Source organism: Roseofilum sp. KMC-1 (assembly GCF_057802075.1).
Map to the genome: position 1 here is coordinate 4674002 of NZ_CM173605.1, position 24918 is coordinate 4698919.

Consider the following 24918-nt stretch of genomic DNA (forward strand, 5'->3'; position numbering starts at 1 on the left):
ATGGGGGAGTGGGGGAGTGGGGGAATGGGGGAATGGGGGAGTGGGGGAGTGGGGGAGTGGGGGAATGGGGGAATGGGGAGACACTCCAGACATGCGGCAATTGCCTTTTGCCTGTTCCCTGTTCCCTATTCCCTCATTGACAGAGTTTGATGAAAGTCTTGTTGTACTTTTTTACCCAAACGACGGGAAACTTCGCGGACAATTTGTGCTAAGAGGCGATCGCTGGTCGTTTGAATCAGAGACGGGGGTAAGCAATGGATAAACTGGGGAAATTTCACGCCTACGGTTAAGTCTAGACTCCATTCCCAGCGCGTCATCACTTCCGGTAAGGGAGAAGGTAAGATCAGATAGGTTTGTAATTCCTGAAGATATTCGGGAGTCGGACAACAGGCCACTTCAGCCAGGTAAAATTGCCCATGGAAGTTGACTTGATAGCCTGGGGGAGTATAGTCGGGGAGATCGATGCTACAGATGCGATAAACTCCGGCTTGATCGCGGGGGATGAGTTCTAATCCGATTCTGACTTCGACTTCAAATTGAAAGGCTCCATAACGACCAATGAGTAAATCATAGCCACTCTCTCCAATGGGGATGGCTTTCATGGGGAGGGCACATCGGGTAAACCAACTGGGGTGATCGTTGATATAAGCAGCAACCACCGGTTCGGGTGCATAGAGTTCTACACAGTCCGAGTAATTGAGATGAAAGTACATCCATTCAAAGCCTATTGCCTGGGAAACTTTGGAGGAGATGGCTTTGAGGCGATCGCCCAATTTGGGCGATTTCTTGGGTTGTCCGGGAGGGGAAACGTGATAACAAGAGCCGGAATCTTGAGAACAAGCATCTGCCAAAACGGGAAAACCTCCGAGGAACTCAATCCAGATATTCTATTGTATTACCCCATCTTCAGAGTTAGGTTTTCAGCAGCAGGAGAATGGAGAGATAGCGCAACAGACTTAATTCCATCAGGGAGCCTTGAGGATTATCTTCATCAGGTAAATCTTCAATTTCTGCCACTTTCTCCCAGTCTACTCCCGCTACCTGACAGATACTTTGAAAGGTCTGTCGATTAATCGGAATTCTGCGCCAAAATCTGCGTAGGGTGGCTTGGGAGGTTTGAGCATCCGTCCACCAGAGAGCGGTTTGAGTTTTTGTCCATTCTTTTTGGCGAATGGCTTTAGAAACGAGGTCTAGACCTGCTTTCGAGGCTTTAAGTGTATCTGCCATAACCCTATCTTGCGATCGCAACAACTGGAGAAGTGCATTACCCCTCCATAGGGTTCTCAGTTTTTAGCCTCGGTTTTTATGCGCTTTTGACGAAATTGTTACATAAATTTACATTTACCCCTCACCCATCGGGGCAGGGTCTATCAAAAATGAGTCAAAGTGAGTCAGTTTTTGCGCCTCCATCTGATATTATTATTAATTTGACCAAAAAAAGATCGCAAAACAATAGTAATTTATCTTAATTTTTAAGCCTTTTGCTGTTAGATGAACTAAATTAGTTAATGTGGAGACACGAAGACATAAACGCAAGAGGTGCAGAAATCAGAACCGTTCTGATTTCTCCTCTTTTTCTCCTCCAACCCTTACCCCACAAGGTCTATCATCTACCCATTCAGGAGGCAATACCCATGATTCGCTTCGGAACATCGGAGAATGACTTAATTGTAGAAACTCAACAAAATGATATCGTTTGGGGATTGGAGGGCGCAGATATTATTGCTGGCAATGCAGGCAACGATCAACTCTATGGTAACCAAGGAAATGATGTCCTTTTAGGCGGAACAGGTGCAGATAGTATTTGGGGAGGACTCGATGATGATTTGATCGTCGGCAATCCAGATGGGGACTATGTGAATGGAAATTTGGGCAATGATACCGTACATGGCGGTCAAGGGGATGATTGTGTGCGTGGCGGACAGGGGAATGATTGGGTTTCTGGCGATCGCGGTAACGATATCCTCTATGGTGACTTAGGCGACGATACCCTAGTCGGCGGCTCTGGCGAAGATCTCTTTGTTTTAGGCAGTGGACAAGATATCATCCTGGACTTTACTCCAGGACAAGATAAAATAGGTCTCGCCCCAGGAGTCACCTTTGAGACGCTGCTGGTGAGTCAACGGGGCGAGGATACTGTAGTGAGCGATCGCACCACCGGAGCCATTATCGGCATTTTCCAAGGCATCAATGCAACCAGCCTCGACTCATCCCAATTCACCAGCACCCTCATTCCCCAACCCAGCAGCACCTCATCCCCATCACCCCTACCTTCTGTACCCAATATTCCCTCATCTTCTCCTGCTCCCGCACCAACCCTCTCAATCCTCGCACCTGCGGCTGAAGTCACCCCCATAGAAACCGATCCCGGAAACACCCTAGAAACCGCCAGCAGCATCTCCTTTGCCTCTACTACCCGCACCTTCTCCCAAAGCGTCGGCGGTAGCGATGCCGCCGACTACTACAAGTTCAGCCTCGGCGCAACCAACACTTTCGAGTTATCCCTAACTGGACTCACTGCTTTGGCGACTGTCGATGTCTTAGACGAAGAAGGTAACGTTGTCCTCAACGGACAACTAGCAAACAACACCTCCGTCATCTCTGGAGAACTCCCCGACGGTCTCTATCGCCTCCGGATAACCAGCAATGCTCCTACTAACTACTTGCTCAACACCCGCATTACTCCACAAATTCCTGGAGTCACTACAACTATTTCTAACTTACCCGTTGAGCTTGATACGGATATTTCTGGGTCACTCATCGGTTTAAAGAATCTCCAATCCAATCCACGTTTTAACAGTGTTAATGGTACAAACTTTAGCACTGTTGTACTAGACACTGGTATTGACAAAAATCATCCTGCCTTTGGAGGTCGAGTTGTTTATGAAAAAAATTACGCTGATAGCGATCCAGACGCTTCAGATTATAAAGGTCATGGCACAAATGTTGCCAGTATTATTGCCTCTTCGGATAGCCAATATCCTGGTGTAGCACCCGGTGCAAATGTCATTAACTTCAAAGTTTTTAGTGATACAGAAAAAAACGATGTATGGAGTGCTATCCAGCAAGGGTTACAATGGGTTTGGAAAAATGTAGAGAACTACAATATTGCCAGTGTTAATATGTCATTAGGTGGTGGCAACTACGATCAATTATTCTCTAATGGCCCCATTTCTGATGAACTTCAACAACTCGCCGAAAAAAATGTAATAGTTGTTTCATCTTCCGGTAATAATTTTAAGAAAAATAATAGCCAGCCTGGGATCAAGTATCCTGCTGCTGATATCAATAGCCTGGCGATCGGAGCCGTTTATGATGCTAATGTTGGCCCACAAGTATTTTCTAGCTTCGGTGATGCTACTTCCAACACTACAGCCGCAGATCATATTACACCATTTTCTCAGCGTCACCCTGATTTAATTACTGCTTTTGCACCGGGTTCAGTTATTTTTGGCGCATTTCCGAAACTCCAAGAAACATCTCCAGAGTTTGCCGGTTATTCTGGCACTTCCCAAGCAGCCCCCCATGTGGCAGGAATGGCCGTTTTAGCCCAACAGTTAGCCGTGCAAACTCTGAGCAGAAAATTGACTCCTGCTGAGTTTGAAACCCTGCTCAAAGATACGGGAGTTTCTGTGTTTGATGGCGACGATGAAGATGATAATGTTACCAACACTAATGCCACCTATAAACGGGTAGATATGTTTGCTTTAGCTGAAGCCATCTTAGCTTTATCTCCTACCCCTACTCCCACTCCTCAATCCACAGTAACCCTACAAGTTACTGATGGCGTTGCCGCAGAAAAAAATCCCTCCACTGGAACTCCAGATGCTGCCACATTCACCCTCAGTCGTACCGGGGGAAGTCTTAATGAAGCTCTAACCGTTACCTATACCATAGGTGGCACAGCTATTAATGGCACAGATTATCAATCTCTCAATGGTACAGCAACCATTGCCGCAGGAGAAACCGAAACAACCATTACGGTAAATCCTCTAGATGACACCTTATTTGATGGCGCTAAAACCATTAGTCTAAATCTAGAATCTAGTGGTTCATATACTGTGGGTAATCCTAATACGGGTGAAGCAACCATCTATGATAATGAAACCGTTTATGTATCCAATGCTTACACCACTGCCAGTGAGACAGTCGAAGGAGGACAAGCCGTTGTTGGCATTAATGCCTTTGATGCTATTAATAGCGGCATTATGAATACCGGTGGAACGAATACAGCGCCCGGTATTGTAGAAGTGAGAGCCGGTAATTATAATGAAATCGTTAGCATCAATAAACCGGTCAACTTAAGGGGAGCTAATGCCGGAATTTCTGGTAAAGGTTCGCGCAATTCAGAATCGAATATTACTGGACGAATTACTTGGGATAGCGGAACAATATTAACCAATGATGGTACAGTAACTCTAGATGGATTTCGGATCGATCCACCCGATAGTTCAATGGCAATTGAAACCACTGGATCGGGGAATAACTCTGTGATTACGAATAACATTATTGAAAATGTAACCAATGAGCAAGCGATCTTTAATGCTCAAATGGGTGGCAATGGATTAAGTACCGAAAATTTGACGATTTCTAATAATCTGATTCGCAATGTAACCACCAGTGGCGGAAATACGGATAAAAATGGGATATTCTTGCTCGGTGTTACGGGATTAACGATCTCTGGAAATGAAATTCGAGATATTACGGGAATGGCGAGTCGGGGGATCAATATCAGTGGAATAGTGGGGGGAAATATTTCTAATAACACCATTACCAATATGACAGAAGATGGGATTCAACTGGCGAATAATATTGCTGGCTTTACGACCCAAAATGTCACTATTTCTGATAATGTTATTACTTCTGCAAATACGAGCAATAATTCGATGAATGGTGGTATTCGTTTACGGGATGGCAATTTTGGTGCATCCATTACACTCTCGAATAATAATATCAGTCAGTCCTTTAATGGCTTGACGATTCGCCCAGGTACAGGTAACTTGGCGAATGTTACAGTGATTAATAATGCTCTAAACTCATTAGCAAGTAGTTTTGCGATCAATAACTTAAGTGCCTCTAGTTTGACTGCAACAGGCAACTTTAGTGATTTAGCCAGAACAACTACTTTGGTTGCGGGAGAGGTAAATGGTACTATGACCATTTGATTTGAGAGAAATTTTGTGCTTTTGCTTTCACTGGGTTGAAATCTCAAAGACCTTATAATCGCAGTGATGCGATCGCCTGCCCTTAATATCTAAGACAGTATCGTTGACATTCATTCTTACTCTTTTTCTCTCAACTTAAAGGCGACACCCGGATTCGAACCGGGGGATAGAGGTTTTGCAGACCTCGGCCTTACCGCTTGGCTATGTCGCCCTGTTTAGCCCACTCTTTCTAGAATAACAGAATCAAGTGAATTTTGACTAGACCCTAACGGGAATTTTTTCTCGCCAGCTCTGAACTGCTCGTTTCAACTTGGGCGATAACCAGCAGTCAAATTGGGGATAGAGGGGTAAGCGCGGTTGCAGATGCCATCCGTAAGGCTCTAGAAGGGTTTGTAAATAGGGGAGAGAGGGATGGGGATAATCAGGATTAACTTCATCTTTGGGGCTAAGTCCACCCAAATCAGTTGCCCCTGCGTCTAAACAAGATAAGAGAATGTCGGGATGATTGACTAGGTTGGGGGGAATTTGCAGGACAATCTCTGGGGGAAGGATGCGACGAGCGAGGGCAACTAGAGAGGGCAGTTGAGTTAAGTCAAATCCGGGTAAGGTGCTGGTTTGTTGGCTTCCAGGACTATAGGGTTGAAGGATGACTTCCTGAATATGATGATAGCTCTGATGAATTTGGGCGATCGCCTCCAAACTCTCCACTCTCTCGGCTTGAGTTTCCCCAATGCCTACCAAAATCCCCGTCGTAAACGGAATTCCCAGTTCTCCAGCCCATCTTAACTGCTCTAGTCTTAATCTCGGCTCCTTACTCGGTGCATGAGTATGGACGGTTTGCAAAAATCGCTCAGAGACCTGTTCTACCATCAATCCCATGGAAACATTAACGTCTTTTAAGCAAGCCATCTCCTTAACGCTCAACGGCCCCACATTAGTATGGGGCAAAAACCCGTAGGAGAGTGCCAACTCCCCCAATGCAGCGATTCGCTCTAACCAAGATCCACGGCTAGGATGATCCGGATGGACTTCACCACTGAGGATTAATATCTCGCTAATCCCCAATTCAGATAAGGACTCTAAGATTTGTTGAGCTTCTGCCAGACTTAGCCTGCTCTCCTCACCAGGACTCCCTCGGAAATTGCAGTAAGTACACCGATTAAAGCACTCATAGGTCGGCACTAGGGTATAGGCGGGGCTATACGTTACAGTTCTTAACATTTCTTGGGTTCCTAAGTCTGACTCTAGTTTAGGCAGATGAGAGACTGTAGTCCAAGCTTAGGGAGTCATTCAGAGAACCTCGAAAAAAAATTCTGAAAACCCTTTACAAAACTCAAAGAATGGGTTAACTTAAAGATGTGGACGGAAAAAAACCGCCACAGAACCTAGAAAAATAAATAGCAATCATAAAAACATGACCACAACTCTTCAACAAAGCTCCAACGCGAGCGCTTGGGAGCGGTTCTGCCAGTGGGTAACCTCAACCGAAAACCGCCTTTATGTAGGCTGGTTCGGCGTACTGATGATCCCCACCCTCCTAACCGCAACCATCTGCTACATCATCGCTTTCGTAGCAGCTCCTCCCGTAGACATCGATGGCATCCGCGAACCCGTAGCCGGTTCCTTGCTGTACGGAAACAACATCATCTCTGGTGCAGTTGTTCCTTCTTCAAATGCGATCGGTCTGCACTTCTACCCCATCTGGGAAGCTGCTTCCTTAGATGAGTGGTTGTACAACGGAGGCCCCTACCAGCTCGTTATTTTCCACTTCCTGATCGGTGTATTCGCTTACATGGGTCGTGAGTGGGAACTGAGCTACCGCTTAGGAATGCGTCCTTGGATTTGCGTAGCTTACAGCGCCCCTGTAGCTGCTGCAACTGCTGTATTCTTAATCTACCCCATCGGACAAGGAAGCTTCTCTGATGGAATGCCTTTAGGAATTAGCGGAACCTTCAACTTCATGATTGTATTCCAAGCAGAACACAACATCCTCATGCACCCCTTCCACATGCTGGGAGTAGCTGGTGTATTCGGAGGTTCTCTGTTCTCCGCTATGCATGGTAGTTTGGTAACCTCTTCCTTAGTTCGTGAAACCACCGAAGTTGAATCTCAAAACTACGGTTACAAATTCGGACAAGAAGAAGAAACCTACAACATCGTAGCCGCTCACGGATACTTCGGACGTTTAATCTTCCAATACGCTTCTTTCAACAACAGCCGTAGCCTTCACTTCTTCTTAGGAGCTTGGCCGGTAGTCGGAATCTGGTTTACTGCACTGGGCGTAAGCACCATGGCGTTCAACCTGAATGGATTCAACTTCAACCAATCCATCATGGATTCCCAAGGTCATGTTATCAACACTTGGGCAGATGTAATCAACCGCGCTAACCTGGGTATGGAAGTAATGCACGAGCGCAACGCTCACAACTTCCCCTTAGACTTGGCTGCTGGTGAAGCTGCTCCTGTAGCTTTAACTGCTCCTTCTATCAACGGTTAATTCCAGTTTTAATCAACTGATTTAATCAAAAAACGCTCTCCTTAAGGGGAGCGTTTTTTTTTGCGTTTCAAGAACTAGGATCTTACTTCTGCTCTAAATCAGTAATTACTTTTTCCAGATACCATTCTTGAGCCATTCCAGGATAATCTTGCTTGGCTTGATCGATGAGTCTCTGTGCAATTTCCCAATGACCTCCAACGAAGCGTAATAAACGTTGACGGAGGAGAGATTCGAGTTGAATCGTGTTAGTTTGGGGAACCGCTTTTTGCAGTTTCTTCAGTTGGAAGATGGCTTGATTGTAGTCTGACCATTTTTCTTGTTCGCAAAACTTACTGGCTGCCCGTTGATAGTCGGCAATGGCTGCTTGCATTTCTTCTAAGCAAGCATGGGCGAGTCCTCGACTATAATAGGCTGTGCCATTATTGGGATCGAGATTGAGAGCAGTAGTATAGTCTTGGATCGCTTGGGCGTAGTGACTGGTTAACCGATAAGCATCTCCTCTGGCAATGTAAATGAGGGGATCGTTACTTTCATTATTTAAAGCTTGATTAAAGTCTTCTATCGCTCCTAAATGATCGCCAATCTGGGCGCGTGCTTTGCCTCGATTGCGATAAATAATAGGGTCTTTGAAGTTAAGGGAAAGGGCGCGGTTAAAGTCGGAGATGGCGTTTTGATATTCGCCCAGTTGACAATAGATAATTCCTCGACAACCGTAGGCACGAGGATCATCTGGATCGGTTTTTAAGATCCAATTTAATTCTTCTTGGGCTTCTTGAGGTTTTCCTTGTTGCGCTTTGTCAATGAGGTTTTGATAAAAGTCAGATTCGGTGATTAAAGGGAGGGATGGGACGGTAGATTTTGGGGGGTGTTCTTTGGGTTTGAGTTGCTGCATCAGAGCGAGACAGCGACTGGCGTTTTCTTTATCTTTTTGGTCTAAATAAAGATAGGCCGCTTGTTTGAAATTGGCGATCGCACTTTGAGTATTACCCATTTTCCGCTCGACGGTTCCCCGCAGTTGATAGGCAGCCGCAAAGTCAGGTTGGCGCTGAATTACCCAATTGATGTCTTCGAGGCTTCCGGGGAGGTTTTTAAGGCTGATGCGGGCAAGGGCGCGGGCGTAGTAGGCTTGACTATGGTAGCGATCGCGCTCTATGGCTTGGGTATAATCGGAGATAGCGGGATAGATTTGCCCAGAGTCAAAGTGGGCTAAACCCCTTTGATAGTAAGGATCTGCCCAATCTGGGTTTAGGGTAATGGCTTCAGTAAAAAGGGCGATCGCTCCCTCATAATCCTTTTGACTTGCTTTTTGAATCCCGTCTTGATATAACTGCTGTTCAATCACGATTCTTTGAGAAAATGACAATAATCAAACCTGATTCATGGAGCTTGAACCACACTAGATGTGAATAGTTTAACCATTAAACATCAAAAATGCAAAACTAAAAACTAGAAATTATCACATTTCCACCACCCCTTACGAGGGCGTAGGGGTATCATTCTAACCTTTCAAACCACTGCCTGCATCTGTAGACATAATATACCGTTGCACGAACGTAAACAGCAGTAAAATCGGCAAAATTGAAATCATCGATCCCGCCGCAATTAAACGCCAATCTAAAGAAAATGTGCCTGCTAACCGTTGCACACCCAGAGGCAGCGTAAACATTTCCGGTTGATCTAAAATAATCAACGGCCATAAAAAATCACTCCACGATCCAATAAACACAAAAATTGCCAAAGTGACTAATGCCGGACGGACAGCAGGCAGCATCACACACCACCAAATTTCCCATTCTGAACAGCCATCCATCCGCGCTGCTTCTTCTAATTCTTTGGGTACACCTTGAAAGGCTTGGCGTAATAAGAAAATCCCAAAAGCAGAAGCTAGAGAGGGTAACATTACCCCTAAATAAGTATTTCTTAATCCCAATTGTACCATTAAAATATAGAGAGGAATCATTACAATTTGGAAAGGGATTAAAATGGTAGCTACAATTAGATTGAAAATCAGTTGCCGTCCTTGGAAATTCAGCCGCGCTAAGGGATAAGCCGCCAGGGAACAAAAGAGTAAATTGAGTGCCACCGTCAGAGCAGAAATCCAGAAACTATTGAATAAATAGCGGTCAAAGGGATTCGTTTTCCAGACTTCGATAAAGTTACTCAAGGTTGGTTGCTCTGGAATCAGTTGGGGTGGGAATTGAAAAATATTTTCACCGGCTGATTTCAGCGAGGTACTGGCTAACCAGAGTAGCGGCAAGAGCATCATAAATGCTATGATAAGCAGTATAATATAGGTTCCTAGGGTGGGCCAGATTTTGGTCTTATGCATAGGAGATAGGAGAGAAAAAAGGAGGTTATCCTTTGGGACGAGTGCGTGTGCGTCAGCATGTTAATCCATTAAGCCGGAAATTTCAAGAGCCGGTTCCTATCCCCAATTGGTCAGAAGTTTATCCCCATTTACAGCAACCTCTGCATTTAGATATTGGTTGTGGAAGGGGCCGGTTTTTATGGGAAATTGCCCAACAGCGATTAGACTGGAATTTCCTGGGTTTAGAAATTCGGGAACCTTTGGTGATAGAGGCTAATGAATGGCGCGATCGCCAGAATTTAAGCAATCTCCATTATCTGTTTTGTAATGCCAATATTTGCCTGAAAGATATCCTCAGTTCTTTTCCTGAAAACAGGCTAAAGTATGTGAGCATTCAGTTTCCCGATCCTTGGTTTAAGCACAGACATCAAAAACGGCGAGTGGTTCAGGATGAGTTGGTGGATGTTTTAGCCCAGTTTATCATAGCTGGAGGGCAGGTTTTTCTACAATCGGATGTGGAGGAGGTTGCTTTACAGATGCGAAGTTTTTTCGATATGCACTCTAGTTTTTCCCGTTCTGGTGACTGGTTAGAGGAGAATCCTTTACCCGTGCAAACGGAGCGAGAAATGGCTACTGATGCCAAAGGTGAACCTGTTTATCGAGTGCTATTTGAGCGGTTGTAACCCTCATACTCCTGTGTCATCTTCTAGTTAGGGATAGCATAGTGCGATCGCCAACTCAATCCCATCGATCATTTTCCACGATCGAAACCCTAGATATAGACTATTGGCTGAAAAATGAAGCCCAAGAAACCCCCAATCTTCAGCCTTAAATAGCCAGCACTTGCACCCATTCCCCCGGATGAATTTGCTCTTTTCCAGCAGGAATGACAGCCAACCCAGTGGTTCCGGCTAAATTAACTAAATTCGCAGAAATTTGTAAACCGGGGGCTAAATCAAATTCATTACCTTGGGGAGTATAGGTTAAGTTACCCCAAACATAGGTTTCTCTGGGCCCGCCGCGTAGTAAACAGCGATTTTGGGCTAAGATAAATTTGGGTTGCCATCCACTGCTATAACCGGATAACTTCTTGAGAGCGGGTTGGACAAATCTCCAAAAGCAAACTAGGGCAGAAACCGGATTTCCGGGTAAGCCAAAATAATATGAACAACTGGGAATGGAGCTTTTGGGAAAGGTGGCAAAGGTTAGGGGTTTACCGGGTTTAATTTTCACTTTCGTGACGTGCAGGGTTGCTCCCAAATCTTGCAAAATGCGGTCAATATAATCATATTCTCCGACAGAAACACCCCCGGAAGAAATAATTATATCCACCATGGATAAGGCTCCAGAAATCGCTTTTTGGGTGGCTTCTGGATCGTCGGGAATGATGCCAAAACAATGGGGAATGCCGCCTAATTGGGCAATTCCGGCAGCGATCGCATACTGATTAGAGTCTACAATTTGACCTGGTGCTAGGGGGCGATCGCAAGGTACTAATTCATTTCCAGTAGCAAAAACAGCTACTCTAAGACGGCGATACACGGATACTTGGTTACATTGGGCTGCCGCTAAAATAGCAATTTCGGACATATTGACCGCTATCCCTGATTGGAGTAAAATATTACCCGCTTGATAAAAACTACCCTGTTTACGGATAAATTCCCCGGATTTAGGGGCAGTCAAAATAGAAACTTTTTTACCATTTAGCTTAGTATTTTCCTGCATGACGATAGTATCTGCTCCAGCAGGAATCATTGCCCCAGTAAAAATGCGGGCGGCTTGCCCGCACTGTAGAGTAAAATCTGGAACTTTTCCAGCCGGGACTTCCCCCACTAGGTTCAGAAGAACCGGCTTTTCTGGGGAACAGTCCCGCACATCCAGATAGCGTACAGCGTAGCCATCCATAGCCGAATTATCCCAATGGGGAAAATCTAAGTTGCTGGTGACGGGACGAGACAAGACGCGACCCCTAGCTTCATCAAGGGTGACCATTTGCGACTCGGTTTCAGGGTTGAGGGGATGGATTTGATTGAGAATTAAGCGTTCAGCTTCAGCAACAGGTAGCATGGTTAGGTAATTAGGTAATCGGTAATATCGAAGACGATCGGTTTGACTGGGTATTCAGAAATACTCAATGGTGCTAATTCTCCACAGAAAAAGTTACGATATATTATCGATCGGGTTGGGTTAAAAATTGTTTGAGTCTCAGTAAACTGACGGTTTGGCCTAAATTGAGGGGCAGTAAAGTCACGCCTTCAAGTCGGGACTGTATCCATCCGTCGCCCCACATCCATTCATGGAAGCCATCGATCCCATGACTCAGGAGTAAGCGTAAGTGCCGATCGCCAGCAGACTCAACCTGATGGGCGATCGCCACCGGCCCCATCTTACTCGTAAACGTCACTCCAGCCGTCAACTGTTCGGGTAACCCCTCCGATAACGTTTGCGGCCATAACCACTGACGGAGGCGATCGGGGTATAACAGACTCTGGCGAATCTTAATTTCTGAAGCCTCAACTTCTATCCGTAACTGGCTCGATTGAAATGTCCCAAACATCCTATCTATCTCAATTGCAAGGGTTCCCTTCTCCAGTATGCCAGAGCAATTCCTAGTTCTTTAATATCCACTTCCCTGTTTACAATAAGAAAAGTGTAAAGAAATGTAAGGGGATTTATGGTAGACCAATTAATCCGGGCAACAGCAGCCGATGGCGGCATTCGAGCAGTAGGCGTAATTACCACCCGGCTCACGGATGAAGCTCGTAAACGGCACAAAATGTCCTATGTAGCTACAGCAGCTCTAGGCCGAACCATGGCCGGAGGCTTATTACTCGCTTCGAGCATGAAACGACCGGGATCGCGGGTAACGATTAAAGTCAATGGCAATGGGCCTTTAGGTTCAATTTTAGTAGATGCAGGTTTAGATGGCACAGTGCGCGGTTATGTCCATCATCCCCATGTCGAACTGCCCCCCAATGATAAAGGCAAACTGGATGTCGGTGGCGCAGTAGGCAAGGAAGGCTATCTATATGTGGTGCGGGATGTGGGCTATGGTTATCCCTATTCCACCACGGTAGAATTAGTTTCTGGAGAAATTGGCGAGGATTTAACCCATTATTTGGTGACTTCTGAACAAACCCCTTCTGCTCTAATGCTGGGGGTATTTGTAGATGCCGATGGGGTACAAGCGGCTGGGGGTCTGTTGCTTCAAGTTTTGCCCAAAGCAGCTGAAGATGAAGCGCTGGTGAGTGCCCTAGAGTCCCGTGTTTCCAAGTTATCCGGGTTTACACCCCTATTGCGGGCCCATAAAAGTCTGCCAGAAATTTTCCAGGATCTTTTAGGAGATTTCGATCTGCATCTTTTCCCAGAAACCCAGATGGTGCAATTTTCTTGCCCTTGTTCGGTTCATCGGGTGTTAGGTGCTTTGAAATTACTGGGTCAGAAAGAACTGCAAGATATGATTGAAAAAGATGAGGGAGCAGAAGCCACCTGTGAGTTTTGTCAGGAAATCTATCAGGTGAACTCGGATCAATTGGCAGAACTGATTGAAGATTTACAGACGAGTACGGGTTCTTAAGGGCAAAACCAGAATCCAGAGTTAGGGTTGGCCTTTCTGGATGGCAACGGTAGGATAAGAACTAAAATTATCCCCTTGGTCAGTTGGCGATCGCCTTCATTGCTCGATAATATATCAATCCCTCAAAATTGACTCTATGAATTCTCCATCCCATCCCACTCCCCCCACCCTCAATCCTCAAAAAATCAGCCCCAACTCCTGGCTATTCTGGATGGCGCTGATCGTTCTTTTGCCAGGGAGTTTGGGGTTTCTCAGTATGTTGACGTTGGTGAAACTGCCCAAGTTACCAAACTGTAACAAGGTTCAATGGGCAGCCGCTTCGGCTTCCCTGCGGTTGCATTGTGCAGAATTGGCGGCTCAAGAACAGACGGCAGAAGGATATTTAGAGGCGATTGAAATTGTCAATGCTTTGCCCATGGATCATCCCTTGCGCTCTCGAATTAATCAATCGATTGAAGATTGGGCAGAAAATATGCTGGTTTTGGGGGATATGCTCTTTGAACAAGGGAAGTTACAAGAGGCGATTGCCACAGCCCAAAAAATTCCCAGCAATACCACAGCAGCTGGTTTGGTGAAGAATAAGGTGGAATACTGGCGGTCAGTTTGGGAGAAGGCAGAAGGCATTTATAAAGAAACGGAAGCCTTAATCCGCAAGCGGGAATGGACACAGGCCTTCCGGAAAGCGACTCGATTACTGGATATTGATAATCCCTATTGGTCGGAAAATCGCTATCAGGAGTTAACAGTATTGATTCAAACCGCTCGTCGAGATGGGGAAACCTTGGCAGATGCGGAAGATTTGGCCGACTTGGGCACGCTGGAGGATTTCCTTAAAGCCATTGCTTTGATGGAGAAGGTACAAAAGTCCAGTTATTTATATGGAGAGGCTCAAAATCTGATCCGTAAAGTGGCGGGCCAGATCGTGAAGTTGGCTGAAGAGCAGTTAGAGGGACAAGATGCACAAAGCGCCATCGCCATTGTGCAAAAAATCCCTGCTTCTGCCCAAATGAGTAAAGAGGTAGAAGATTTTACTACATTGGCTCGGGCCCATCAATCCACCTGGAGTAATACGGTAGCGGGATTGGAAAAAGGAATCGCCCAAGCCAAGCAAATTGACATTAAACGGCCCCTCTATGGTAAAGCCCAGCTTCTCATCTCTCGATGGCAACGGGAAATTGAAGATGTGGCCAGATTAGAAAAAGCCCGTAATCTGGCACGCGGTGGGAGTGTGGATGATTTGGCTAAAGCCGTGGCCGAAGCGTCCCTCATTTCGGCCAATAACCCCCGCTATCAGGAAGCCTCTAGCCTGCTCAATACCTGGAATAGTGAAATCCAAACCATTGAAGACCGGCCCTACCTAAATCGTGCCGAATCTTTAGCTCTGGGAGGAACCCTGGAGGATTTGCGATCGGCTATTGGGGAAGCGAGTATGATTAGTCCGGGTCGCAGTCTCTATAGTCAAGCTCAAGAGAAAGTGGATCGCTGGCAAGATCAGGTAGAACGGATTGAAGACCGGCCCTATTTGAATAATGCCCAAAGTTTGGCCTTTGCTGGGGATGCCCTCTCCTTACAATCTGCCATTAATGAGGCCCGACGCATTGCTCCTGGACGGGCCCTCTATCCCCAAGCTCAGGAGAAAATTAGCCAGTGGACGGATCAGTTGGAGCGTCTGGAAGATAGACCCTATCTGGACGAAGCCCGTAATTATGCCAATTCGGGCGACCTGAGCCTGGCTATCTCTACTGCGGGCCAAATTTCTTCTGGTCGTGCCCTTTCCGGTGAAGCCAACGGTTTAATTGAGGATTGGCGCTGGCAACTGAGGGGCCAGGATAATCTACAAACGGCTCAACAGATCGCGGCTAAGGGTTCCCCCGAAGACCTAGCATCCGCCATTAACCGAGCGGAACAAGTGCCCTGGGAACACCCCTTGCGTCAGAATGCTGAACAAGAAATAAATCGTTGGGGACAACAATTGCTCAATTTAGCCCAAGCGCGATCCAGTTACGATCTGCCAGGGGCGATCTCTATTGCCGCTAAAATTCCCCCTAGCCACACCCTCTATTCCAGTGCCCAATCCCAGATTAGGGCTTGGGAAGCGCGTCTTGCTCCTCCGGTTTATACCCCAGAAATGCCCCCTCCAGTACCAGAGTCGGTTGCTCCAGCACCGGGTTTAGAGGTGTTACCCATTTCTAATCCCAATTAACTTGAGTCTGGAATAGGCTTCTTTCCTGTAAAGGGGATGAACTCGATACAATAAAGATTAAGTTGACATCAGGAGTTCAAGTATACAGTTATGACCCAAACCATCGAGAGTTCTAAACGCGGAATCATGATGACTGATACTGCTCTCAAGCAGGTGCAGTTTTTACGCGAAAAGCAAGGGAACGAGCTGTGTTTGCGTGTGGGGGTTCGTCAAGGTGGATGCTCCGGTCTGTCCTATGTGATGGATTTTGAAACCGTGGATCAGATCAAAGATAATGATGAGGTCTTTGATTATGACGGCTTTAAAGTCATTTGCGATCCCAAGAGTATGCTCTATCTTTATGGATTGGTACTCGATTACAGTGATGCTCTCATTGGTGGGGGCTTCCAGTTTACCAATCCCAATGCCAGTCAATCCTGTGGTTGTGGTAAATCTTTCTCTGCCTAGACTTGAGGGTGGTCATTTTCTGTTAAACTAAATAGTTGGTCAAATTCGGGCGCGGTTTAGCCTGGATTTGACCTAACTAATGTTTTGCACTCAGCCGGTTATGACTCAGACAGCAGAAGACTTGTTTAATGAAGGAATTGAACGCTACAAGAAGGGAGAAAGTCCTGCCACGCTAATTCCCTTGTTTAAGGAGATTTGCGATCGCGCCCCTAAACAAAGTACCGCTTGGACTTGTTTGGCTTGGTTATACTTACTCGAAGATAAACCGAAATCTGCTTATAAGGCGGCACAAAAGGCGGTGAAGTTAAATCCAGAAGACCCTCAAGCAAGAGTGAATCTGGCCGCAGCCATGCTGGAAACCAATAAAAGTGGAGTCCGCGAACATATTGATATCGTCCAGCGTTTGATTATGGCCGTCTCGGAATATCACCAGGAAATCGAAGGGAATTGTAAAGAAGGATTAAGTAAAAAACCTGATTGGCAAAGCCTCCAGAGAATATATGATTGGTTGTTTCCCAGTTAATTCAGGGGTTGTAGGCTTTCCTTACGGAGTTGACTAAGTAATTATTCTGATTCAAAAATAGTATAAAACTTCATGATTCTATACAGAATTTAACCCAATTTCTCGATTTCTAATGATAAGATCTGATGAACTCAGACATAAGGTTTATATATCAACCGGTCTGAGGGCAGAGAATTTTTAACATGAAGTCAATTAAGAAAGGAGTCCGAATATTATGTCAGTTGATAATAAAGTAGCCATTAAACCCGAAACCCGCAACCACAAAGGGTTCTTTGTCCAAGAAGCTGAATATAAGCTGATGGGGATTGCTGATTCTGGATGGGCGCTCATTTGTCTGGATGATGCCGTTTGCCATTATGTTGATCCCGATGATTTACAAGCCCTCATGGAAGCTAATGGTGGCTTAGAGTAAATCAATCCTCAGTTTTTAGAGTATTGAATAGTCAGAAGGGCTGTACTGAGTTGGTGCAGTCTATTTTTTTTTGCTTCTGTTTGATTTATTCCTCTCACTTTTGTTCTGATCAAATTCAAACTCCATAAGTTTGTCAAAGCTGCTGCTGTTACGAGATTAATCTAGATTCAGCAATCTTAAAAGTGCAGTCGGCGTAAAAATAGAGAGAGTCACGCCTCTAAAATCATCGGGGTTACGGGTAACAATACCATCTACCCCAGCCCTCAAAGCCGCTTGATACTGGATCGCATCCTCAAAATCTTGAAAATCACTTTTTAGAGCCTGATGGATAATCTCACTATCAACAACTGCAACAGCACAAAAATTCAGTAATTTACTGAGAAACTCAATTGTCCAAGCTTTGCCCCTAGCTTTACGAACAATATAAAAAATATCACTAATCGTTGATGCCGATACATAACCGTTTAACGCTCGTTCTTCACAGGCGGACAAAATGCGATCGCTCTGCTCCAAATAAGGCTCCCTTTGCAGAGCAACATCTATAACAATATTTGTATCCAGCAAAATTCTCATAGATGGTATTTCTCCTTAAGCGCCTCCCACTTCGCTGTATCCTCATCAAAATCATCCAGTACAGGTTCAGTCTGTTCAAACAAGCCTTGAAAAGCCTTGACCCGACTTTTTTGGGTTTGCACTTTAGCTTTAGAAGTCTCTCTCTGTGCTACCTCAAGGCTCACAGAGTCACCACTATGGCGATGTTTAATAAACAAAGTAAAATCTAACACCTGAGATAACAAAGGCTCTGGGATTTGATCGATCTCTTGAAGAAGCTGGTCTCTTAAAGTCATAATCTTAACCTTTGAACGCTGCTAGTGTAATCCATCAGATTGGAAACCACGATATACCCTCCGGCTATAGACAATTCTAACGTTTTAATTTTTAATCTTTAAAGATCAAGAAATACAAGGGTATGAAAGACAAACTCTTAAACGGACTCAATACGGTTTTAACCATTAACTTATTTTTCGTTTTATTCAGCTTTGGGTGGTTTGCGATCGCCCTTTTGGGTCGTTCTCTGAATGTTCCCCTGGGCTTCGATCTGTGGTATAGATTGTGGGAGCCGGTTTTTACTCCGGCGATCGGCATTTTGATGGCTGGATCGATTGCCAGTGGTGTCATCAGTTGGATTAACCGGCGATTGAATCCGGAATCTAAATCCTAACCCATGGTTGGTAAAGTTTACTTAGTTGGGGCAGGATTAGGCCGTCTCGATACCCTTACTTTACGCGCTTATCATCTCCTGAAACAAGCCGATGTCATCATCTATGATGCGCTGGTTGATTCTCGTTTATTTGCCCAAGTGCGATCGGATTGTTTGTTACTCGACATGGGGAAACGGGGGGGGCAACCGAGCGCGTCCCAAAGCAGCATTAATCAGGCGCTGATCTACTACTGTCAACAGGGGAAGCAAGTGGTACGCCTCAAAAGCGGTGACCCCTTAATTTTTGGTCGCAGTGGTTCGGAGCTTGAGGCACTGCTGAGTCAAAATTGCCCGGTAGAAATTGTTCCGGGACTTTCTTCTGCCATTGCTGCGCCGAGTTTAGCTGGTATAGCGCTTACCGATCCGGTTTTGAGTCCAGGGTTTACTGTGGTTACGGGCCACGATCCGAGTCTCTTAAATTGGGCAGTTTTGGCGCAGATGGAAACCCTGGCGATCTTGATGGGAACCCGTGAACTTGCGGAGATTATCCGTCAACTTTGTAGTTATGGCAAAGATCCGGAAACGGCGATCGCCATTATTCGCTGGGCCGGATTTCCCGAACAACAGCTCTGGCAAGGTACATTACAAAATATTATGGAACTCACCGCAGATCAAAAGCTGTCCCCAGCCGTGATTATTATAGGAAAAGTCGTTGAAGAGCGGCCCCAAACTGTTGATTTTCTCTCTCCTATGCCCTTATCTCAGCACAGCATTTTAGTTACCCGTTCTGTCGGTCAATCTAGTGAATTTACGCAACTGTTGCAACAACAGGGAGCCAGGGTGATTGAAATGCCCGCCCTAGAAATTGTACCGCCTTCGAGTTGGGAAGAGTTGGATGGGGCGATCGCCAATTTATCCGCCTTTAACTGGCTCATTCTCACCTCCAGTAACGCCGTTGACTCCTTCTTTGAACGTCTCCAACACCATCACCTCGACAGTCGCGCCCTCTCAGTCCTTAAAATTGCCGTAGTCGGCAAAAAAACTGCCGCCAGTTTACGCCAACAGGGACTCCAACCCGATTATATTCCCCCCAACTTTATCGCCGATGCTCTGGTTGAGCATTTCCCGGAACCCCTATCTGGAAAAAGCCTACTCTTTCCCCGTGTCGAAACCGGAGGTCGAGAAGTCCTTGTACAACAATGCACCACTCAAGGGGCGAGGGTCACAGAAGTTGCGGCCTATCAATCTCAATGTCCCCAAACCCTACCTCCAGAAGCCTTAAAGGCTCTGCAAAACGGACAAGTTACTGTCATCACGTTTGCTAGTTCCAAAACCGTTAAAAACACGGTTCAAATGCTCAGGCAAGCTGGGGAAATTTCCCTAAATTCCGTTTGTATCGCCTCCATTGGCCCCCAAACCTCTAAAACTTGCGAAGAACTCCTAGGGCGCGTGGATATTGAAGCCAAAGAATATACTTTAGACGGCTTAACGGAGGCGATCGTACAATGGGCCAAAAATCATTAACTGTCAATCTTTGTAAGGGCGGGTTTTACCCAAATCTAGGACTCCAACAAATCAATAATGTAAACCCGCCCCCACCCCACCAATAAACCGACCAGATATGATGTCTAGACATCGGGTTGGGCGGGTTCATAAAGACGATCGATGGGATTTCTAAATGGTTGGTGAACCCGCCCCTACTGGGCATTGAAATAGGTTTAGGAATGAAACCAACAATGAAATTACCTGAAGTTTTACTCAAGGATATTCACCAGGCAGTCGATCGCATCGAACAAGCTCGTTCTGAAACTTCTGGCGATCGCAGCTTACTGGTTGCCATTAGCGGTATTGACGGATCGGGTAAAAGTGTAATCAGCAACGAACTCTTAAGTGTGTTGACAACCCGGAACTTCAACGTTGCCCTAATCGGACTTGATGCTTGGCATCATCCCCAAAGTATCCGGTTTAGTTCAGACAATCCAGCCCAACATTTTTATGATCGCGCCTTTCGTTGGCAAGAGCTATTTGATTCATTGATTCTCCCTCTTAAGCAGAACAAGTTAATTTACTTACAAGCAAAAGCTCTAGATCTGAAAACCGATCAATTTTACGACTCTACTTATGACTTCAAAGATATCGATATCATCCTATTTGAAGGGATTTTTATCTTCAAGAAACCCTGGATTGATGAATACGATCTGAAGATTTGGGTGGATTGTAGTTTTGACACTGCCTTGAACCGAGCTTTATCGAGAGGACAAGAAGGTTTAGGCGAAGAGGAAACCATTAGAGATTTTCAAAACATCTATTTTCCGGCTCAGAGGATTCATTTTGAGCAAGACTATCCGACAGAATCGGTTTCATTGATTATCCATAATGATTTGAAATAGAAAAAGCTGGATGTTGAAAATCCTGAAATCAACTAAACTCATCAATCGCAGCAATTGCAGTAAAACCCCATCGATTTTTCTTTTTGTCCAACTTCTTCACAAAAACAAGATTGAACATCTGCCCATCCTCAAGTTTATTTGCTAAATCATGTGGAACATAAATGTCATCTAAAAAGCCAAACCCGCCTTTTTTGAGTTGGAACTGACCAGTTCTACAAGGCATACTATCAAAAGTATTTCCAGATTCCCGTTTTTCAACCACAACGACAGTTGGACGATCTCGGCTCTCGTCAATAATCACTGTCACAGGATCTCCAAATGAAAGACTTAAATTATTTAGTAACCCTCTTTCAGGACTAGAAATCTCTTGAGGTTCCCCATGAAAAAGTAATCCAAATTTAACCATTTTTTTCTGGTTATTGGTTAAAAATGTGCCCAGATAATTCGCATTGTATTTTGGAGAGTTTGCCCAAATAACTCTTTCAGCATTAGCAGCTATACTTAATAACTTTTGCTGTGGATCAAGTAAACTCTCAGTTTGAGAATACCAAGAAGCCCTGAGAACGTCCTGAAGTGACTGAGGAATTTTCCATCCCTTGTTACTACGAATAGCAAAAGCTTGTTCAGTAGACCATTTAGCAAGTTTTTTCTCATGCTGAGAAGCAGCCAATCGGCCGAGATCTTCAAAGACGCTAACGCCAAATTCTGGATCTTTACAAGTCAAGCAAGATTTTGCACAAAGCGCTAATGCAAGATTAGTATCAGAAGTTTCTATAACTTTCGCAAGCGCGTGCCATGCCCAAAAATCACTACGCTTTTGTTGGACAAAAGAAATAAGAAGATTTCGTGCTTTATCTAGATCCCCTAAACTTTTAAGTAATAAAGCCTTACGATAAATTAACCATTCAGGTTTCTGGACGCTCTTACTTTCAAGTGCATAAGTTATCAACTTAACTGCAAAGCGTTGTATCTCCTGAATATCAGAGTAGTCTTCGCGAGTTAATTCGCTTGAAACTTTTCCAACTTCTCTTGCCGTCTTTTCAAGTAAAGATTCAAAAACTTTACCCTCAGCATTAGTTGAAATTTCCAAATCTTCTTGTCTAAAAGAATCAATACCAGCCCATATCATAAATTTAGGTAGAAACTTTAACTCTCCTGGAAATCTTAAGGTCTGCAAGAGTAAAAGACTAAAAAGTAAATCAGGTCGATCAAGTTTTAGTTTATAATATTCTCCTAATATTCCTTTTAGTTGATCAGCCCAAATATTCTTTTGTGTTGATTTGTTTTTAGCAGCTTCCTCTACAATTTTCTTTAATTTTTCATATAGAACCCATCCGAAATTATTTCTGATATAGATATCTTCGGGATACTCACTTAATAATTCTTTACCTCTTCTATAAGCTTGATCTAGCCTACCTGATTTTCGCAAATCTGTAATTTCTTGATGCAGTCTCATAATTATACTCCTAATGCTAAACGAATTTTCTCTGTAATTTCTAAATTGGTATATACAGCAGGAATAATTCTCGTGATAAATCCATCTCCATCGTAATAAACCTGGAGTTTTGCAGCATTGGCTTCACACTTCAAATAATAAATCTCTTGAAAGTTATGATGCTCAACACTTTGAATTGATATCTTCTGTAGATCAAGCTTCTCTTTCATCAAATTGAATATTTTCTTCTGCAAATTCGTTTCTAACCGAATCTCTGATGTAAGAAAGTCATAAACTTCATTAGCAAATTCACTAGGATTAGAGTTTACGGTTTCAATTTTAGTAATTTTGTATTTCCCGTTATAATGAAAATGAAGTGAACATGATTTATTGTTCTGGCTCTCAAACCCATAAACTTCCTGATAGTTGTGATGCTTATAAGAGCATATAGAAACTCCTCTAGGTTGTAAGACATTTACTATATGCCAGTAAAGATTCCTCAAAGCTTTATCAGGGATAGAGAAGTTTTGAACGCTTGTATTTCCCGCTTCACTATCAGGATCAAAGGCAACTAGATTGCGGGGTTGTATAGTGTCAATTTTTCCTTGACTATCACTCCAAGTTGCTTTGTCAAAAGGTGTAATTGAAAGAATATTATACAGAATTATTTTATCTTGAGGTATTGAAAATAAAGTATAAATCCAACGGAAGTAAGTATCATTGGTTTGTCCTTGTCTAGTATCCATATCTCCAACAATAGTTTGAAACTTCAGTCCCTGAGCGCGATGAAGGGTTAATGCGTACCCAAATCTTAATCTAGCTGCATTAAAGTAAAGATCATTGCGGAGGAATCTAGCTAATTCAAAACTGTAAAGCGCATTAGATGCCTCTACATTATTAGAATTACTATTCTTCCAAGTTCTATCAAATTTCGACTTTGTGAAAACGTAGAGTGCTACATAACTATCTTTGTCAACTTCAGGTTTATCTGCATACAGATAGTTTTTCAGACAAAGAAATTCAACCTCATTAAAGTTATGAAGTAATCGAGCTTTAACTTTTAAGAAGTCAACTTCGACAGGTTTATCTCGTCCTTTGAGTGGTTGCACTATCGGCTTAATATCTTCTCTGACTGTAATAATTTCAGCAAATGAGTTATTAGAGACATAAATAGGACATTCTAGGTCATTTTTATTACGCACAGAAAAACTATTGTGAATATGTACGATATCACCTGGAGAAATCTTATCTCCACGTCCAAAAATTTTTTGCCTTATCCAATTATTTATTTGATTGGTTTTTTCATGAGTAAAAGAAATGAATTTTACGGATTTTGGATCTTCAATAAATAATTTTTCTATGACTTTATGTTTAGATGTTTGCTCGGATGGAGCCTCAATAACTTGAGAGATATTAGTGTCAATATGAAGCTGATTAAATACCCCCTCTTTAATACACTGTGCCAATCTTCGAGAGTTAATAACAAATAAACTATTTTCCTGATCAGGAAGAATATCATCGAGATAAAGTTCATTTACTGTAAAGCCAGTGATGGCTTGCAGCCGCTCATTACACAGTGCAGACTCATCTGCCTTACCACGTATTAATTGAAATGGATCGCCCAAAAATATGATTTGTCTTTCTGAATCTGGAATATTAGAAAAATTTAGAAAATCTGTAAGAAGTTGACCACTACCGTAACGTAAATCATCCGTTTCAAATATTGAATCTGAGATCAAATGTGCATCACCAACAATATAAAGATGGTTGATAGCTGCCTTATTCTCCACCAATTGATAGACAAATTTTTCTTTATCAAGCTTTGGATTTGCTGAGTATATGTGTGTATAAATACTGTCAGCTTCTTGATAATTCAATGCGATACGACGATTGGGAGCAAGAATAGTAAAATTTCGCCCGTTCTTCCGTGCTACAGAGGCAGTAGCAATAAGCACCTGTTTTATACCAGTTCCAATTCTTCCCGTGATAATCATGATTCTCTCTGGTGATGCTAGAAACTGTTCAACTTGAGAGATTGCATGGTGCAAAGAATCAGTCCATTCTATTATTTCTGTATCGCATCCTTTCATAGAAGACGTTACAGCCTTATTGCTTGAGTGTACTGGAAGGTACTTGGGAATAGACAGCTCCTCTAAAATTTGTTCTAAATCCTGATGGGAAAGGTTAATTTCTCGACTCGTGATTTGTGACAGTCGCTCTACTACACGATCAAAATCAACAATGTGAAACCACCTTTCAATACTAGGAGGTAGTTGTTTTTCATCAAATTTAATAGGTTTATGAAAAAGTACCAACCCAGATATGTGCCCTAGATTAGGTTTATTGCCCGAAGTAAAACTTATTTTTTCTAAGAATCTAAGTAGTGCAAATTTATTATCCTTAACTTGAATAAATGGATTGGGCTTGTTTCCTCCCTTGATTTCAGTTTCACCTGCAAGCCATCTACCATTCTCTGAAAACTTGATCAGTCCTCCATAATCTTTGAAGTCGATAACAGTGATACTATGTTTATTTAAAATGGCTGCATCAATTTCATATCCTTGGCATTGAAAATTACCCAAAAGATGAATCATCTCTTCTGATCTACCCCACACCTCTTCTAACTTTCCTAACAACGCATCAAATATACGGTTCTCATGCGTCGTTGTGTAAGGTTGCGTTCGGTACGCTTGGATAACCATTCATCAAAATAATAAAGCTATATCTCAGTTTTACCCTACCAGGGTGTTTCATGTCTAC

General features: G+C 43.8%; 22 protein-coding genes and 1 tRNA gene. 11 read left to right on the forward strand and 12 right to left on the reverse strand.

All coding sequences use genetic code 11. The features are described from left to right. Positions 1-125 precede the first annotated feature (125 nt). Both AC3FZD_RS21445 and AC3FZD_RS21450 read right to left on the reverse strand, forming a co-directional pair. Positions 126-851: a DUF1997 domain-containing protein gene (locus AC3FZD_RS21445; protein WP_488737976.1), complete on the reverse strand. Its 726-nt coding sequence runs from the start codon at positions 849-851 to the stop codon at positions 126-128. A 61-nt stretch (positions 852-912) separates the two neighbouring features. Then, complete coding sequence (locus AC3FZD_RS21450; RefSeq protein ID WP_488737977.1) at positions 913-1227, reverse strand: hypothetical protein; 315 nt, start codon at positions 1225-1227, stop codon at positions 913-915. A gap of 407 nt (positions 1228-1634) precedes the next feature. Here AC3FZD_RS21450 and AC3FZD_RS21455 point away from each other — a divergent pair, with 407 nt between their 5' ends. Next, a complete protein-coding gene (locus tag AC3FZD_RS21455; RefSeq protein WP_488737978.1) occupies positions 1635-5165 on the forward strand; it encodes a S8 family serine peptidase in 3531 nt (1176 codons plus the stop codon). Positions 5166-5304: 139 nt separating this feature from the next. Here AC3FZD_RS21455 and AC3FZD_RS21460 read toward each other — a convergent pair. Together AC3FZD_RS21460 and cofG are read right to left on the reverse strand one after the other, a co-directional pair. Then, positions 5305-5376: transfer RNA gene (locus AC3FZD_RS21460), tRNA-Cys, on the reverse strand. Between the two features lie 47 nt (positions 5377-5423). Further along, positions 5424-6386, reverse strand: coding sequence for a 7,8-didemethyl-8-hydroxy-5-deazariboflavin synthase subunit CofG (gene cofG, locus AC3FZD_RS21465; RefSeq protein WP_488737979.1), 963 nt, complete (start codon positions 6384-6386; stop codon positions 5424-5426). A gap of 193 nt (positions 6387-6579) precedes the next feature. On the opposite strand from cofG, the gene psbA reads away from it, so the two are divergent. Beyond that, positions 6580-7662, forward strand: coding sequence for a photosystem II q(b) protein (gene psbA / locus AC3FZD_RS21470; RefSeq protein WP_488737031.1), 1083 nt, complete (start codon positions 6580-6582; stop codon positions 7660-7662). 82 nt (positions 7663-7744) lie between these two features. On the opposite strand, the gene AC3FZD_RS21475 is transcribed toward psbA, so the two are convergent. Together AC3FZD_RS21475 and AC3FZD_RS21480 are read right to left on the reverse strand one after the other, a co-directional pair. Further along, entirely contained in the window at positions 7745-9004 is a 1260-nt protein-coding gene (locus AC3FZD_RS21475) for a tetratricopeptide repeat protein (protein ID WP_488737980.1), read from the reverse strand. A gap of 156 nt (positions 9005-9160) precedes the next feature. Next, a complete protein-coding gene (locus tag AC3FZD_RS21480) occupies positions 9161-9991 on the reverse strand; it encodes a carbohydrate ABC transporter permease (protein ID WP_488737981.1) in 831 nt (276 codons plus the stop codon). Between the two features lie 32 nt (positions 9992-10023). Between AC3FZD_RS21480 and trmB the strand changes: the two genes are divergently transcribed. Continuing rightward, on the forward strand, positions 10024-10653 hold the full coding sequence (gene trmB, locus AC3FZD_RS21485) for a tRNA (guanosine(46)-N7)-methyltransferase TrmB (protein ID WP_488737982.1): 630 nt from the start codon (positions 10024-10026) through the stop codon (positions 10651-10653). 145 nt (positions 10654-10798) lie between these two features. Here trmB and AC3FZD_RS21490 read toward each other — a convergent pair whose 3' ends face one another. Both AC3FZD_RS21490 and AC3FZD_RS21495 read right to left on the reverse strand, forming a co-directional pair. Further along, a complete protein-coding gene (locus tag AC3FZD_RS21490; protein ID WP_488737983.1) occupies positions 10799-12037 on the reverse strand; it encodes a molybdopterin molybdotransferase MoeA in 1239 nt (412 codons plus the stop codon). Between the two features lie 103 nt (positions 12038-12140). After that, positions 12141-12527, reverse strand: a complete 387-nt coding sequence (locus tag AC3FZD_RS21495; protein ID WP_488737984.1) for a hypothetical protein — start codon at positions 12525-12527, stop codon at positions 12141-12143. A gap of 117 nt (positions 12528-12644) precedes the next feature. On the opposite strand from AC3FZD_RS21495, the gene hslO reads away from it, so the two are divergent. From hslO to AC3FZD_RS21520, 5 genes are all read left to right on the forward strand, one after another. Then, entirely contained in the window at positions 12645-13547 is a 903-nt protein-coding gene (gene hslO, locus AC3FZD_RS21500) for an Hsp33 family molecular chaperone HslO (protein ID WP_488737985.1), read from the forward strand. A 136-nt stretch (positions 13548-13683) separates the two neighbouring features. Further along, a complete protein-coding gene (locus tag AC3FZD_RS21505; RefSeq protein WP_488737986.1) occupies positions 13684-15750 on the forward strand; it encodes a chromosome segregation ATPase in 2067 nt (688 codons plus the stop codon). A gap of 90 nt (positions 15751-15840) precedes the next feature. After that, positions 15841-16197, forward strand: coding sequence for a HesB/IscA family protein (locus tag AC3FZD_RS21510; protein WP_488737987.1), 357 nt, complete (start codon positions 15841-15843; stop codon positions 16195-16197). A gap of 100 nt (positions 16198-16297) precedes the next feature. Next, positions 16298-16720 (forward strand): tetratricopeptide repeat protein, encoded by a 423-nt coding sequence (locus AC3FZD_RS21515; RefSeq protein ID WP_488737988.1) that lies wholly within the window; start codon positions 16298-16300, stop codon positions 16718-16720. A 214-nt stretch (positions 16721-16934) separates the two neighbouring features. Continuing rightward, a complete protein-coding gene (locus tag AC3FZD_RS21520; RefSeq protein ID WP_488737989.1) occupies positions 16935-17132 on the forward strand; it encodes a hypothetical protein in 198 nt (65 codons plus the stop codon). Between the two features lie 156 nt (positions 17133-17288). On the opposite strand, the gene AC3FZD_RS21525 is transcribed toward AC3FZD_RS21520, so the two are convergent. Continuing rightward, positions 17289-17705 carry a type II toxin-antitoxin system VapC family toxin gene (locus AC3FZD_RS21525; protein WP_488737990.1) on the reverse strand — a complete coding sequence of 139 codons (417 nt, stop codon included), beginning with the start codon at positions 17703-17705 and terminating at the stop codon, positions 17289-17291. Continuing rightward, the gene (locus tag AC3FZD_RS21530) at positions 17702-17980 is read right to left on the reverse strand and encodes a hypothetical protein (RefSeq protein ID WP_488737991.1); all 279 of its coding nucleotides are present in this window, start codon (positions 17978-17980) and stop codon (positions 17702-17704) included. The genes AC3FZD_RS21525 and AC3FZD_RS21530 overlap by 4 nt, the downstream gene beginning before the upstream one ends. Before the next feature lie 122 nt (positions 17981-18102). Between AC3FZD_RS21530 and AC3FZD_RS21535 the strand changes: the two genes are divergently transcribed. The 3 genes from AC3FZD_RS21535 (at position 18103) to AC3FZD_RS21545 (ending at position 20723) form a co-directional block, all read left to right on the forward strand. Further along, positions 18103-18354, forward strand: coding sequence for a DUF8620 family protein (locus tag AC3FZD_RS21535; protein ID WP_488737992.1), 252 nt, complete (start codon positions 18103-18105; stop codon positions 18352-18354). Positions 18355-18357: 3 nt separating this feature from the next. Beyond that, positions 18358-19857: a uroporphyrinogen-III C-methyltransferase gene (cobA, locus tag AC3FZD_RS21540; RefSeq protein ID WP_488737993.1), complete on the forward strand. Its 1500-nt coding sequence runs from the start codon at positions 18358-18360 to the stop codon at positions 19855-19857. 212 nt (positions 19858-20069) lie between these two features. After that, complete coding sequence (locus tag AC3FZD_RS21545) at positions 20070-20723, forward strand: nucleoside/nucleotide kinase family protein (RefSeq protein WP_488737994.1); 654 nt, start codon at positions 20070-20072, stop codon at positions 20721-20723. 28 nt (positions 20724-20751) lie between these two features. Here the strand turns inward: AC3FZD_RS21545 and AC3FZD_RS21550 are convergent, their stop codons facing one another. Together AC3FZD_RS21550 and AC3FZD_RS21555 are read right to left on the reverse strand one after the other, a co-directional pair. After that, on the reverse strand, positions 20752-22179 hold the full coding sequence (locus AC3FZD_RS21550; RefSeq protein ID WP_488737995.1) for a DUF7017 domain-containing protein: 1428 nt from the start codon (positions 22177-22179) through the stop codon (positions 20752-20754). A gap of 2 nt (positions 22180-22181) precedes the next feature. Continuing rightward, on the reverse strand, positions 22182-24860 hold the full coding sequence (locus tag AC3FZD_RS21555; RefSeq protein ID WP_488737996.1) for an NERD domain-containing protein: 2679 nt from the start codon (positions 24858-24860) through the stop codon (positions 22182-22184). Positions 24861-24918 lie beyond the last annotated feature (58 nt).

Bases quoted from the DNA above. Each gene is read 5' to 3' on its own strand.
- AC3FZD_RS21495 (WP_488737984.1), bottom strand. From the start codon at position 12,527: ATGTTTGGGACATTTCAATCGAGCCAGTTACGGATAGAAGTTGAGGCT.
- AC3FZD_RS21480 (WP_488737981.1), bottom strand. From the start codon at position 9,991: ATGCATAAGACCAAAATCTGGCCCACCCTAGGAACCTATATTATACTG.
- AC3FZD_RS21515 (WP_488737988.1), top strand. From the start codon at position 16,298: ATGACTCAGACAGCAGAAGACTTGTTTAATGAAGGAATTGAACGCTAC.
- AC3FZD_RS21550 (WP_488737995.1), bottom strand. From the start codon at position 22,179: ATGAGACTGCATCAAGAAATTACAGATTTGCGAAAATCAGGTAGGCTA.
- AC3FZD_RS21450 (WP_488737977.1), bottom strand. From the start codon at position 1,227: ATGGCAGATACACTTAAAGCCTCGAAAGCAGGTCTAGACCTCGTTTCT.
- AC3FZD_RS21545 (WP_488737994.1), top strand. From the start codon at position 20,070: ATGAAATTACCTGAAGTTTTACTCAAGGATATTCACCAGGCAGTCGAT.
- AC3FZD_RS21490 (WP_488737983.1), bottom strand. From the start codon at position 12,037: ATGCTACCTGTTGCTGAAGCTGAACGCTTAATTCTCAATCAAATCCAT.
- AC3FZD_RS21510 (WP_488737987.1), top strand. From the start codon at position 15,841: ATGACCCAAACCATCGAGAGTTCTAAACGCGGAATCATGATGACTGAT.
- AC3FZD_RS21525 (WP_488737990.1), bottom strand. From the start codon at position 17,705: ATGAGAATTTTGCTGGATACAAATATTGTTATAGATGTTGCTCTGCAA.
- AC3FZD_RS21535 (WP_488737992.1), top strand. From the start codon at position 18,103: ATGAAAGACAAACTCTTAAACGGACTCAATACGGTTTTAACCATTAAC.
- cofG (WP_488737979.1), bottom strand. From the start codon at position 6,386: ATGTTAAGAACTGTAACGTATAGCCCCGCCTATACCCTAGTGCCGACC.
- AC3FZD_RS21530 (WP_488737991.1), bottom strand. From the start codon at position 17,980: ATGACTTTAAGAGACCAGCTTCTTCAAGAGATCGATCAAATCCCAGAG.
- AC3FZD_RS21555 (WP_488737996.1), bottom strand. From the start codon at position 24,860: ATGGTTATCCAAGCGTACCGAACGCAACCTTACACAACGACGCATGAG.
- cobA (WP_488737993.1), top strand. From the start codon at position 18,358: ATGGTTGGTAAAGTTTACTTAGTTGGGGCAGGATTAGGCCGTCTCGAT.
- psbA (WP_488737031.1), top strand. From the start codon at position 6,580: ATGACCACAACTCTTCAACAAAGCTCCAACGCGAGCGCTTGGGAGCGG.
- hslO (WP_488737985.1), top strand. From the start codon at position 12,645: ATGGTAGACCAATTAATCCGGGCAACAGCAGCCGATGGCGGCATTCGA.
- AC3FZD_RS21505 (WP_488737986.1), top strand. From the start codon at position 13,684: ATGAATTCTCCATCCCATCCCACTCCCCCCACCCTCAATCCTCAAAAA.
- AC3FZD_RS21520 (WP_488737989.1), top strand. From the start codon at position 16,935: ATGTCAGTTGATAATAAAGTAGCCATTAAACCCGAAACCCGCAACCAC.
- AC3FZD_RS21455 (WP_488737978.1), top strand. From the start codon at position 1,635: ATGATTCGCTTCGGAACATCGGAGAATGACTTAATTGTAGAAACTCAA.